The following is a 13,258-nucleotide window of genomic DNA, read 5'->3' as shown; positions in this document are numbered from 1 at the left end:
ACCATTGTGGAAGGGGCCACCAACAAGGAAGGCAACTACACGGTGACTTACGTTTCAAACGACTTTGCCATTACAGCCCGGCCGATTACCATCACAGCCGATGCCGGACAAACCAAAGTGTATGGTGAAGCTGATCCCGCAGCATTTGCCTATACGGTTGGAGGTGACGGTCTGGCAACTGGTGATTCTTTTGAAGGAGCACTAAGCCGTGACGCTGGAGAAACAGTCGGTAGCTACGCCATCAACAAGGGAACACTTACGATAGTGGAAGGAGCCACCAATAAAGAAGGCAACTACACCGTGACTTACGTTTCAAACGACTTTACCATTACAGCACGTCCAATCACCATCACAGCCGATGCCGGACAAACCAAAGTGTATGGTGAAACTGATCCCGCAGCATTTGCCTATACGGTTGGAGGTGACGGTCTGGCAACTGGTGATTCTTTTGAAGGAGCACTAAGCCGCCTTGCTGGTGAAACAGTCAGTAGCTACGCCATCAACCAGGGAACACTTACCATTGTGGAGGGTGCGACCAACAAGGAAGGCAACTACACCGTCACTTACGTTTCAAACGACTTTACCATTACAGCACGTCCAATCACCATTACAGCCGATGCCGGACAAACCAAAGTCTATGGAGAAACTGATCCGGCTGCCTTTACCTATACGGTTGGAGGTGACGGTCTGGCAACTGGTGATTCTTTCGACGGATCCCTGACGCGTGATCTTGGTGAAACAGTCGGCAACTACGCCATCAATCAAGGAGCGCTCACCATCGTAGAAGGAGCGACCAACAAGGAAGCCAACTACACCGTGACTTACATTTCAAACGACTTTGCCATTACAGCACGGCCAATCACCATCACAGCCGATGCCGGACAAACCAAAGTGTATGGAGAAACTGATCCTGCTGCATTTGCCTATACCGTTGGAGGTGATGGTCTCGCTACTGGTGATTCTTTTGAGGGAGCACTAAGCCGCCTTGCTGGTGAAACAGTCGGCAGCTATGCCATCAACCAGGGAACACTCACCATCGTAGAAGGCGCTACCAATAAGGAAAGCAACTACACCGTGACCTACGTTTCGGATGACTTTGCCATTACGGCCCGACCAATCACCATCACAGCCGATGCCGGACAAACCAAAGTGTATGGAGAAGCTGATCCGGCAGCATTTACTTATGCCGTTGGAGGTGACGGTCTGGCAACTGGTGATTCTTTTGAGGGAGCACTAAGCCGCCTTGCTGGTGAAACAGTCAGTAGCTACGCCATCAACCAGGGAACACTTACCATTGTGGAGGGTGCGACCAATAAGGAAAGCAACTACACGGTGACTTACGTTTCGGATGACTTTACCATTACAGCACGCCCAATCACCATCACAGCCGATGCCGGACAAACCAAAGTCTATGGAGAAGCTGATCCCGCTGCATTTGCCTATACCGTTGGAGGTGACGGTCTGGCAACTGGTGATTCTTTTGAGGGAGCACTAAGCCGCGTTGCTGGTGAAACAATCGGCAGCTATGCCATCAACCAGGGAACGCTCACCATTGTGGAGGGTGCGACCAATAAGGAAAGCAACTACACGGTGACTTACGTTTCAAACGACTTTACCATTACAGCACGGCCGGTCACAGTTACGGCCGATACAAAAAGTAAATATTGTGGTCAAATCGACCCAGCTTTAACTTTCGTATCCAATCCAGCGGTTAATACAGTTCTTCCCAATGGAGAATTGATTGCCTTCAGTGGAGCCTTAGACCGAAGCCCGGGAGAAACAGTAGGCTCTCATACAATACATCAGGGAAGCCTGGACAACGCGAACTATGCCATCACCTTTATCCCATCCGTTCTTGTCATATTGCCGGTTACCATCGATGCCAGTGCCAGTAGTCAACCTGTTGCCATTGGGTCTGCTGCAACCTTGAGCGCAACAGTAGTCGATGCAAGCAATCATCCGATTGAAGGCGTTGTCGTCACCTTTACAGTAACGTCTTATGATGAAAACAACCAGGAAAAACTGGAACTAGAATCAACAGGACACACCAATTCGAATGGAATTGCAGCTCTACCAAACGTTTCCGTTCCCGAAGTTAAAGTGTATAAGGTGACAGCTCTTGCAGGCGAAGGCTGTAGTGAGTCAGTCGCTTACCTACCTGTTTACGATCCTTCTGCAGGTTTTGTAACCGGTGGTGGCTGGTTTATGTCACCCGAAGGTGCATTAACTGCCGACCCGGTAGCTGTAGGGAAAGCCAACTTCGGATTCAATGCCAAATACAAAAAAGGCAACAAAGAAGTGGATGGCCATACCGAATTTCACTTTAAAGCTGGTGATTTGAAGTTTAACTCCTCATCTCACGATGCCATGACCTTGGTTATTGCCAATTTCAAAGCAACCTACAAAGGCAAGGGATCCATTAATGGAGAAGCGGGCTACGCCTTCATGGTTTCGGTCATTGATGGTGATGTCAAAGCTAAGGGAGAACCGGATTTGTTCAGAATAAAAATTTGGGTGGAAGGTTCACCTTCCAACATTGTTTATGACAACCAGCTGGGAGTGGATGAAAATGCCGATGCAACGACCCTCCTTGGAGGTGGTTCAATTGTCATTCACGAAGTGAAGAACAACAGAAAAACGGCCGAGATTTCTGCTGCTCCAGAGCTAAAAACATCCAGCTTCCTGGCTTATCCGAATCCATTTACCGACCGGCTGAAATTTGAATTCAGCTCGCCGGTAACGACCACTGCCCGGTTGGATGTGTATGATGCGAATGGCCGTCTGGTTAAAGTTGTTTTTGACCAGCCTGTTGAAGCCGGAGTGAATTACAATGCAGAGTTCATTCCAAACTCGAACATGAGTAACCTATACATCTATCGTCTAACCATGGGTTCTGAAGTGATTAACGGAAAAGCAATGTACACCAGGTAATAGCGATCAAGCATTGAGTTATTTTGAAAAGGCGTACTTCGGTGCGTCTTTTCTTTTTATGTGCAGGAAGTGCTTAGTTTCAAAACTCGAAACCATATCAACTCACCCAAAGTCATCAGATCCCCTACCCCAAGTTTGACAGCAATAAGTTTCCAACCAGACAAGCCCGTATTTTCGCTGTTTTTTCTTCGTTATTTCAACGTATCTTCTTTGTTTTTGAACACAGAAGATACACAGAAGATACCCAGAAGTAACGCTAAAGATTAGGAGATGAACCGGAGCAACTCCATCTAAAAAAGACAGGCTCCAAGCTTATGCCTCGATGAAATTTTGTCATTGATAATGTCCATCCGATTGGCTGGACTGACTAATTCACCGGAAATTAATAGCTTGAAGATACCTAAGTATTCATTTTTTCATGGAAAGGAGTGAAACCAACGCTGCAAATCCCTCTTTCAAAGCGCAAAAAAAAGCCCGCTATCAAACGATAACGGGCTACTAATTTTATGCTGTCCGATTATTCGGCAATCGAAATTGCATCAACCGGGCATACCTCGGCACATGAGCCACAATCAGTACACAAATCTGCGTCAATTGTATAGATATCACCTTCTGCGATTGCGTCTACTGGGCACTCATCGATACAAGTTCCGCATGCAATGCACTCATCTGAAATTACATAAGCCATAACACTTCTTTTTTAATAAGTTAGAGAATACAAGCAAAAGTACAAAGTTTGCTATAAAAACAAAGTAATTGATTACTAAAATTAATGCTGCAAAACTAAGAGATAATTTGAAATTAATATACCTCAAAAATCTATTTATAATTGTACTAAATAAGTACAACTCCCCCACTTAATTCTTAACAATAAGGAAAAGAGCGTTCCTATTCATTCTGCTTTGATTTCTGAAGCTTCTCATAGTGCTTACAAACTTCAGTTAACCCGCACTTGCCACACTTCGGGCTTCGGGCCAAACAAGTGTATCGTCCGTGCAAAATGAGCCAATGATGCGCTAAAGGCACAATTTCTTCCGGGAAATACTTCATCAACTCGCGCTCCGTTTGCAGGGGCGACTTGGAGTTGGTGGTCAAGCCAATTCGGTTGGCTACCCGAAACACATGCGTATCCACCGCAAAAGCCGGTTTTTCATAAACTACTGAAGCAATTACGTTGGCAGTTTTTCGTCCCACGCCCGGTAGTTTCTGCAGTTCTGTGATATCATCAGGAACAACACCCTTGAAATCATTCACCAGCATCTTTGCCATTCCCACCAAGTGCTTGGCTTTGTTGTTGGGATACGAACATGAGCGAATGTACTCAAACACCTCGGCGGCTTCCACCTCGGCCATCAATTCCGGCTTTGGAAACCGCTTAAACAGTTCCGGGGTAATCTGGTTCACCCGTTTATCGGTACACTGCGCCGACAAAATTACGGCCACCAACAACTCGTAAGGATTGCCATAGTCCAACTCCGTTTCGGCAATGGGCATGGCTTTCTGGAAATAGTCAATCACACGCTGATAACGTTCTTTTTTCTGCATATCGGTATTCTATTCTGAAGTGAAGCAAACAAAAATAGCCATCCTGAGCCAGAAAGCAACTTCTGAATTTCGTTTTTGGGACGGACAGCTCCTAAATCAACTTTAAGTAGTTGTTTTCCCGGCGTCCGTCTTTATCAGAAAAGCCTTGAAAGTATTAATTATCGGACAACTTCGACTCATTCGGTCAGTAGCCGGACACGAATTATCGATTCAACTTTTGCCGTTCTGGTCAACAGGATGCCAAGAACAAGCACATTTTCGGAGTTTCCAAATTTGAAATAAATTCCATTCTTTTGTGCCAAAAGAACTTCAGTCTATAAATTCACATGATTAAGATACGACTATGATTACTACAAAACCTTTCGTTTTCGTTGCATTTATACTTCTACTGTATAGTTGCCAAAAAGAGATCAAAACTCAACCGATTCAGGTTATTCCTGAACCGTTATCGATACAAACCGAAGATCAGCCAGCTTTTGTTTTCAAGGAGAAAACAACCATCGTTATCAACGACTCGACCATGCTGCCTGCCGTAAGCCTGTTGCAGGAAATTCTTCATAAAGAATTACCGGTTGTTTGGGACCAAAACAGCCAACCAAAGTCAGCCATTGTTTTTGAATACGACGCCGGACTCGACTCCTTAAGCCAGGAAGGCTACCAGCTTCAAATCGCTAAAAATAAAATTGGAATCCGCTCGGCCGGTCCTCAGGGATTATTTTATGCGGTGCAAACCCTACGCCAACTATTGCCAGAGGAACTGGAGCAACAGCCACTTCAACAATTGGCTGTGCCCGCTGCCAACATCATCGACAGTCCTCGTTTTGGCTGGCGTGGTGTACACCTTGATGTTTCCCGGCATTTTATGCCTCTGGATTTTGTAAAAGAGTACGTCGACTACCTGGCCATGCATAAATTAAATGTATTCCACTGGCATTTGGTGGACGGTATTGGCTGGCGGATTGAAATAAAATCGCATCCGGAACTAACCGATATCGGCGCCTGGCGGGTTGTTAAAGAGGGTAAAAAACCCTGGCAAGACTATGAAGTATGGAAAGCCGGAGATTCAAGGCCCAAATACGGCGGCTATTACACGCAAGAAGAAATTAAAGAGCTTGTAGCCTATGCCAAAGAAAGACAGATTACCGTATTGCCCGAAATCGAGTTGCCCGGCCACTCGGAAGTGGTTATGCAATGCTACCCCGATTTACTTTGCAAGGACAAACACGGCAAAAGCCTTCAAAACATTGGTGTTTACTGTGCCAGCAATCAGGCCGGCTACCAACTATTGGAAGATGTTCTGGATGAAGTGCTCGAATTATTCCCTTCAGAATACATCCATATTGGAGGTGACGAGGTTGGCAAAAGCAACTGGGAGGCCTGTGCCCAATGTCAGGCTACGATGAAGAAAAATGGCTATACGCCTCACGAACTCCAAAGTCATTTTGTCAACCATTTTGATGAATACCTCAAATCGAAAGGCCGGAAATTGATTGGCTGGCACGAAATTTTAGAAGGGGAATTATCACCATCGGCCACCATTATGTACTGGGGAGGAGAAGCAGGTGTTACTGCCAGCTTAGAAAAAGGACACCCCACGGTTCTCACAACCGGGTCAATCTTATATTTTGACCATTATCAAAGCTTAAGCAAAAACGAGCCTAAAGCATTTGGGGGTTATGCGCCGCTAAAGAAAGTGTATAACTACGAACCGATTCCTGCGGAAGCCGATGCCGAAACCCAAGCCCGGATATTAGGCGTTCAGGCCAATCTCTGGACCGAATACATGCCGGATGAAAATCAGGTGGAATATATGCTGTTCCCGCGTATTGCGGCCTTGTCGGAAATTGCCTGGCAAGCACCGAACAAGAAAGACTGGACACATTTCCAGCACAAAATGGACCGGATGATCGAACGCTACAGCGCCATGGATGTCAACTATGCGCCCAGTGCCTACCGTCCTGAGATTAAGTTTCAGTTGGATAATGAATCCAAAAAGCTAAATGTTGAACTGGAGACTGAACTCCATGCGGATATTTATTACACCCTTGATGGCTCTGAACCAGATCAGCAAACAGCCATCCACTACACGCAACCGTTTACGCTTGAACAATCAACACCGGTAAAAGCCATTGCCGTAAAAGATGGCAACAAAATGGTAAGTACAGAAACCAAGGACGCTATTTTGCACAAGGCATGCGGTGCCGATGTCACACTGGATTCTGAGCCTTATGGCAACTACAAAGCACAGGGAGGTTACACCTTGGTGGATGCTGACTTTGGCGGCGATAAATGGGGCAATGGCAAATGGCTGGGTATTTTAAGCCGCGACTTTTCGGCCACCATCAATCTGAAAGAAGCCGCTACCATTTCAAAAGTTGCCATGAGCTGCATTGAAGAAACCGGAGCGGGTATTTATTTCCCGGCAGGCATGGAAGTAGCCGTATCCACCGATGGAAAAAATTTCAAAACGCTAGAAACCTGGGAGAATAAACGAGGAGCAACTATTCCGAAAACTCCCGATATTGAAACAGAAACCTTTGTTCTGAGTTTTGACCCCATCGAATGCCAGTACATTCGGGTGAAAGCTCCTTACCAAAGGGTAAAAAATCAGGGCGTATTTATTTTCATTGATGAAATTATCGTGGAATAAGTACCACCCCACCCTTTAGGCCTGATTGGCATAAAGGCTAAAAAGCAATGAGGTGAGTCATGCGATGGAACTCAAACCCGGTTTCATTTCGCATGGCTCACCTCATGTTATTTAAAACAGCTTCTTTCTATTCTTCACTGAAAATGGGACCTTCCCCAAGCCAATAAAGTAAAGGATCGGCCGGCCAGTCTTATTGCACAAGTTCAGCTTCCAAGGCCACAAAACGCTGTGTTAAGGTATCGGGTGTAGCCTCCCAAAGCCTGAACCCAAAAGGCCTCTTATCAAAATTGATACTGGTTGTTTCACCACTCACCAATTGAATGTTTTCGTACTGGTTAATGGTTAATTGGTGGGTGTGCCCCGACAGGTAAGCACGAACGTTGTTTTCCTGAAACAAGGCCAGCAACTCCTGCCTTTTGTCCAACGGAAAATTAAAATAAGCCTCTTCTTCCTCGGGCGTTTTGGTGTATAACGGATAATGCCCGATAACCACCACCGGTTGCTTTTTAAGCCCTTGGTCTTTCAGCGTTTCTTTAAACCAGCGATCGTGCTTGCCGGATTCTTCCTCCACATTTGCTTTCCACAATTGCGAATTGGTGACAATGAATGAATAGCCTTTGTTCTCAAATTCGAGATAATCTTTTCCGATCGTTTCCCGATAGTAACTCAGGCTTTTGCTGGTGGGCGTGTTTCCAACGTCATGGTTTCCGGGAGCCATATAGCAGGGCATTGTAAAACCAGCCATAACTTCTTTAAAGTCGGCAAAGGAACTGTCGTTGGGCATATTGACCAGGTCGCCGCAGATCACGACAAAATCAGGCTTGAGCGCATTAATTTGCCTGACCGCCTGTTCAAATTTTTTCACATCCTGTTCATAGCCCTCCGCGTAAAACCCCAGCTGGGTGTCGGTTAGCTGAACAAACGAAAAGGGCTGCTGCTTTTTTCCGGTGCAGGAAACAGCAAAGACCAACAAGGCAAGTAACAGATAGTTCTGAAATCGGTAAATCATGGTATTTTTTTAGGTTAATATACAGATGACAAAGAACGCCTATTTTAGGACTTCATCCACTGTTTTCGAATAAAAAATCCGGGCAGCTTCAATTCCTGAGCCTCCAGGCAGGGCACGGATTACAAAGCCGCGCCAGTGAAAGCTTAGCTAGCAGAAAAGCCTGCAAGTACCTTTTTATTTCCCCAGATTGTAGGTCAGCCCAAGTCGAATGCCCGATTCCATCAAACGTTGCGCATACTTTTCACCCGAAAAAGGGATCAATGAATGAGCCTTGAAATAAGGATTTACAAAAATTGAAGCGCCACATTTAAAATCATAGTTAGCCCCAATTCCGAGCAGTCCGCCAATCCCGGTTTGCGAATCAATCTGGCTTTGGCTGGAGGCGTCTATATCAAGAATTAAACCGCCATTCAGAAAGAAATAATTCCAAAAGTTCGTCCGAAGGGTGATCGGAATATTGATCAGGGTGAGGTCCGTTTGGTACGATTCACCGTCCATATCGGGTGGCAAATTAGGATTCACCACAAGGGTGTGTTCGGAATATTCGAACCCGGTTTCCAAAAACAGCCCATTTTTAATTGGGTGGAGATAAGTAAGCCCGAGCGTAAAAAAGTGATCACTGTCATAACTGCCTGCACCATCCAAATCCTGGAAGCGAATAACATCATTCGTTCCAAAAGAAGAATAGCTAATCCCGATTTTACCGGGTGCCTTGGCATCTGGTGACTCTTGCGCCAAGCATAAACTGCTCATAAAAATGAAGCACATAAGGGTGGTGATTGTTTTCATAATTGAGGTTGAATTTGTTACTGGTTGTTTTTTATTTATTGATAATATATCCAAGTGATACTCCAATTACCCGATTATTATTCGTGAGATTCTCCTGTTGAGCAATATTGGCCAATCCATAACTGTAGTTTATTCGAAACACAATTTTTCGTATTATCATGCCAACTCCAGCCTGCATTCCGTAATCAAACCTTTTCCATTGACCATCTTTGCCCATTTCACCGGCATAATCAACACTTCCTTTGTAAACAATAGCTCCCTGATCATCAATGCCATATTCTTCTCGGTTGATTTTCCCTGATAATCCCAATGCGACATATGGTCCAAGCGCACCAAAAAGCTGGGTCTTTTTACTTGAAGTTGTCAATTTCAGCATGACAGGTATGTCGATGTAATTTAGTGTAGCACGCTCGTCAATCGGAAAAAATTCTCCGGAGAAAGTGGGAACAGGATAATAGGTGTCAATTTTATAGCCTTTAGAGGAGAAAATCAATCCGGACTCAACTGATAGCGACTCAGAAACGGGGAATTCTCCAGTTACGCCCAAAGTAAATCCTGGAGCCAATTCAAAATCATCACTGTAGGTTTCTCGCTGATCTTTAGCATACATGGTCGATAGGTTCAATCCAGATTTAATCTCCAACGTTTGAGCCATCGCTCTAACTCCTCCCAGAAGCAAAAGAGTCAATAGTGTAAGTTTAAATAGGGTTTGCATCGGCTATTGGTTTTTAGTTTAACCCTGGCGCTAAAAACTGGTACATGTTGCAGAACGGATTAAAACCGGAAGTTCACACCCAGTTTCCAATACTGACGTTTGAAACTAAATGTCCAATCCGAGACATCCAGTTCTCCGCCAAATTGGTCATAACGCAAACCGCCCAAACATGCAGAGAGGCCCCAACGGTTGCCGAAAAAGTAAGCCAGCTCCGGCGCCAACTCCAGGCTAAACAGATTTCCCTTTACACTTCCTTCCCAGCTTGTTTGCGTGCCAGGCCCAATCTCGGATAAACCATCGGCAGGATCAAGGTACACTTTGCTGCTGCTGAGCACCGAGGCATTGGCCTTGGCTCTTCCGTAACTTCCCGAAAAACGAGGAACCAGGTAAAACTGCCCGATCACCGGCCAATAATATTTACAGAAAATCCGCGGCTGCCAGTGAGTACCTTCTGCCTCAACGAAGGTTCCATATAGCGTAGTTTCTGTTGCTTCAACCACTAATTGTGTTGTATTCTCTTCTGCTTTCTCATGGTAGCGTGCCAGGCCCAAACCAACAGAAAAACGATCAGTTACGAAACGTTCAGCGTTAAACGAAAGGTGCCATTCCTTTTCATTGGTCTTGAATTGAAAACCGGGATTCGATTCACTCGATTTCGATTTGTAGTAATTGCCCTCCACCGAGAGCATCCAGGTTGTGCTTGCAGGTTGTGCAAAAGCATTGAAACTAAGAACCAGCATAAAGCCGGTTAGCAAAAGGCTTTTTAGTAGTTGCATTGGGTTTCGTTCGTGTTTTTTTATTGATTAACTCAACCAAGGCACGGATTACAAATCCGCGCCAGCGGGGGCTGCTTGTTTATTTCGATTCCAATTTATTGATAATTTCCCGCAACAAGTCATTTTGCTCTTCTCTTAAGGCGATAAACTTACTCACCCAGCGGTAAATCAAATAAAGGATCCCAACAATTAGGGACAAATAAACAATCGCAGAAACGATAATCGGAAGGAAAGGCATAATAGTCATAAGTTAATTTTTTAGGTTTTTATTTATTACTGTCCGTGAAAATTTGATATTTGGGCTAAAGCCTCGGTTTTAAAGCCGGGGTAATAAATAGAATCTCCGGCAAACGGGCTTTAACCAAATTATTTTAGTACTATAAATAAGTCGTTTAGTGTAAAAAAAAAATCAACGCAATAAAAATCCGGTCTGCCCCTCGGCACCGCTCCGCTAAGACGAGAGGTAGGTGGGGAGTTGGTACTCATTTATATCTACTGTATTTTATCACTTTTTTGGCGATTGCATTTTTCACATAATAACTGAATATTTCTTGCCGTATTTGAACCGCCTTTAGATACTGGAATAATATGGTCATACTCTAACCTTTCTTGTGACCCGCATTCAACACATCTGCCCCCATCTCTTCTCCATACTGCATTTTTTGTTTGAGTTGAAATACGTCTATCAACAGAAGGTGGTTCGTATTCAAAATCATTTTCAATGCTTTGAAAATACTTATCAAACTTTCTTTTGTGTTCTTGGTTTTCAAGTTTACGATTACACTTTGAACAAATTATTGTTTTTTTGCCACTAATATCCCAACGATGTTTTTTTGATTTTTGAGAAAATCGAGTACCACATATGTCACATTCTTTCTTTTTAAAGAATTCATTTATTACGCTAATAACAATTATTCCAATAATGATATATAGTAAAATCTCCATTGTGTTTTTCAATTTGTTTTAGTATTAAAACTAATGTTGCTTTAAGCTTTAACAAAATTACCCCACACTACCGCGCGATTGCATCGCGTGGTATCCGTTTATACCCCTCGCTCCTAAATCTTATTCTCACCAATTCCCCAAGATACGCTTTTTCGTTAACTAAACAGTACGTGTATTGGCAACTTTGGGGCCTGGAGGCTGTTTGTTCGCGAACAAAGGGGCAACAAGTAGTTTTTAGACTTCGCCATACCACTTGTTTTCAGTAGCTTTTAAAATCATCAAGAAACAAGCCCCTGCTGAAGAACATAAAATAATTGCCTATCAGTGGGCTTTCATCCTTCCCTTTTATATTCATAATAGTCGGCTCCAATTGGTTGCTTGGCTTCGTCCGGTTATTGGCCGGAGCATTTTCCCAATCGCACCGATTCGTACAACGACACTACCCATCACTTTGGAGATCGCTTCCTGGGGTTGAATGACGCTCAAAAGCGCTGGATTCACCCCTGGAAGTTCTTTGACCAATCAAGCTGTTCTTTCAAACAGTTTCCCTTTGGCTTAAAATACCCAACCGAGCACCTGGTGCATCGGGCCGCGCCGTTTGAGCACCGAAAAAAGGGCTTGGAAGACTCCCCCGGGCAGTCCGAACACCGAAAAAAGTAGTCCGAACATCAAAAAATCAGCTCCGAATACTCAGCCGACCAAAAAAGTAGCATTTCAACTGCTCGGAATTGTGTTTCAAGTGCTCGGTTTTGTGTTTGAACTCGTCGGTTACGCGTTTGAACTGCTCGGTTGAGTGTTTGAACCACTCCGCCAGGTGTTTGAACTGCCCGGCTGAGTGTTTGAACCGCTCGGAATTGTGTTTCTACTTGTCGGTCCGGTGTTTCAACTAAAAACGACGGACTTGGACATTTTCTAGTTAGGGTTTCACTTGAAGTGAAGCACTAACTTGCAAGCTGCTAAATGAAGTGAAACCCTTACTGGCAAACTGCTGAAGCTAGCGATAAACCAAGCCAAACTCACCGGCTCGTTCCTTGTTAATCAGCTTTCCATTCCGTAAGCCGGCATAATCCCGGGCCGAAGAAAACGCCCACTCCTCCATGTTACCGACCAGCGCATCCTTTACCGGATTGGCATGGATGTAATCAAAACAGACCTGGGGATAATCGTCCTCTGCAAAAGCCCTGCTAATTATTGCTCCATAGCGGGATTGAAACCAGGCAGGAGAAATGCCATCTGTTTGGGTGAGGCAGCGGGCTTTGGTTGCTTTTTGGAAAAGGCTTCCTGTTCGGTTTTCCTGTTTCTGAATCGCCCGGCTATACGATCGAAGCATAATGCCAATCGAGTCATTCAATGATCTTGACTTTTTGGATAATGAGGGTTTCACTTCGAGTGAAGCCCTCGCTGGCAAGCTACTGAATGGAGCATAGTCCTCACTTTTAACCGGCATCCTAATTTCATTCACATGCACCATCAAATGGAAATGGGTTGGCATTAAACACCAGGCTAAAAGATCGGCATGCGGCAAAATATAAGTTCTGATCTTTTCAATAAAAAACAAGTAATTGTCGCGGGTAAAAAACAAGCGTTGCGAGTTGTTGCCCCGATTGAAAACATGGTAAATATGACCGGTTTCAAATTCCACAGGTTGATTCGAAATTGGTTGCTTCAAATTACGACTTTAACACAAATTCGGCAAACCTTGTTGGATAGTAAGGGCTTCACTTAGAGTGAAGCCCTTACTGGCAAGCTGGACTGAAGCCCTTACTGGCAAGCTACTGCCTAATTGCCATTTAGTGGCTGGGTGACTTGGAGTCACCTGCTCAATAAGCTCCACACTTCGCGTGAAATCCTCACTTGCCAACAAAAAAATACGTACATTTAAGGACAATCAAGAACCC

Annotated in this window: 12 protein-coding genes; 3 read left to right on the top strand and 9 right to left on the bottom strand. The window is 44.6% G+C overall.

Going from position 1 to position 13,258, the window contains the following annotated elements; genetic code table 11:
* Window positions 1-2,931: MBG domain-containing protein (locus Q1A18_RS18625; protein ID WP_299584526.1), on the top strand; the 2,931-nt coding region annotated here is incomplete at its 5' end.
* Between the two features lie 517 nt (window positions 2,932-3,448).
* Here Q1A18_RS18625 and Q1A18_RS18620 read toward each other — a convergent pair.
* Both Q1A18_RS18620 and nth read right to left on the bottom strand, forming a co-directional pair.
* Window positions 3,449-3,619: a 4Fe-4S binding protein gene (locus Q1A18_RS18620; RefSeq protein ID WP_082326626.1), complete on the bottom strand. Its 171-nt coding sequence runs from the start codon at window positions 3,617-3,619 to the stop codon at window positions 3,449-3,451.
* A 200-nt stretch (window positions 3,620-3,819) separates the two neighbouring features.
* Window positions 3,820-4,476, bottom strand: a complete 657-nt coding sequence (gene nth / locus Q1A18_RS18615) for an endonuclease III (RefSeq protein ID WP_299584517.1) — start codon at window positions 4,474-4,476, stop codon at window positions 3,820-3,822.
* 343 nt (window positions 4,477-4,819) lie between these two features.
* On the opposite strand from nth, the gene Q1A18_RS18610 reads away from it, so the two are divergent.
* Window positions 4,820-7,126, top strand: a complete 2,307-nt coding sequence (locus Q1A18_RS18610; protein WP_299584514.1) for a glycoside hydrolase family 20 protein — start codon at window positions 4,820-4,822, stop codon at window positions 7,124-7,126.
* 190 nt (window positions 7,127-7,316) lie between these two features.
* Here Q1A18_RS18610 and Q1A18_RS18605 read toward each other — a convergent pair whose 3' ends face one another.
* From Q1A18_RS18605 to Q1A18_RS18580, 6 genes are all read right to left on the bottom strand, one after another.
* On the bottom strand, window positions 7,317-8,135 hold the full coding sequence (locus Q1A18_RS18605) for a metallophosphoesterase (protein ID WP_299584512.1): 819 nt from the start codon (window positions 8,133-8,135) through the stop codon (window positions 7,317-7,319).
* A 174-nt stretch (window positions 8,136-8,309) separates the two neighbouring features.
* Entirely contained in the window at window positions 8,310-8,924 is a 615-nt protein-coding gene (locus tag Q1A18_RS18600) for a hypothetical protein (RefSeq protein WP_299584509.1), read from the bottom strand.
* Between the two features lie 31 nt (window positions 8,925-8,955).
* On the bottom strand, window positions 8,956-9,639 hold the full coding sequence (locus Q1A18_RS18595; RefSeq protein WP_299584506.1) for a porin family protein: 684 nt from the start codon (window positions 9,637-9,639) through the stop codon (window positions 8,956-8,958).
* A 59-nt stretch (window positions 9,640-9,698) separates the two neighbouring features.
* Window positions 9,699-10,415 carry a hypothetical protein gene (locus Q1A18_RS18590; protein WP_299584503.1) on the bottom strand — a complete coding sequence of 239 codons (717 nt, stop codon included), beginning with the start codon at window positions 10,413-10,415 and terminating at the stop codon, window positions 9,699-9,701.
* A gap of 79 nt (window positions 10,416-10,494) precedes the next feature.
* Window positions 10,495-10,662, bottom strand: a complete 168-nt coding sequence (locus tag Q1A18_RS18585; protein ID WP_299584500.1) for a hypothetical protein — start codon at window positions 10,660-10,662, stop codon at window positions 10,495-10,497.
* Between the two features lie 245 nt (window positions 10,663-10,907).
* The gene (locus Q1A18_RS18580) at window positions 10,908-11,360 is read right to left on the bottom strand and encodes an HNH endonuclease (protein ID WP_299584497.1); all 453 of its coding nucleotides are present in this window, start codon (window positions 11,358-11,360) and stop codon (window positions 10,908-10,910) included.
* Between the two features lie 378 nt (window positions 11,361-11,738).
* On the opposite strand from Q1A18_RS18580, the gene Q1A18_RS18575 reads away from it, so the two are divergent.
* Window positions 11,739-12,020: a hypothetical protein gene (locus Q1A18_RS18575; protein WP_299584494.1), complete on the top strand. Its 282-nt coding sequence runs from the start codon at window positions 11,739-11,741 to the stop codon at window positions 12,018-12,020.
* 334 nt (window positions 12,021-12,354) lie between these two features.
* On the opposite strand, the gene Q1A18_RS18570 is transcribed toward Q1A18_RS18575, so the two are convergent.
* On the bottom strand, window positions 12,355-13,029 hold the full coding sequence (locus Q1A18_RS18570; protein WP_299584491.1) for a hypothetical protein: 675 nt from the start codon (window positions 13,027-13,029) through the stop codon (window positions 12,355-12,357).
* Between the last annotated feature and the right edge of the window lie 229 nt (window positions 13,030-13,258).

This window comes from uncultured Sunxiuqinia sp. (assembly GCF_947495665.1).
Classification (GTDB): domain Bacteria; phylum Bacteroidota; class Bacteroidia; order Bacteroidales; family Prolixibacteraceae; genus Sunxiuqinia; species Sunxiuqinia rutila.
Note: the sequence above shows the minus strand (reverse complement) of the source record. Positions and strands in the feature narration are given on the sequence as shown.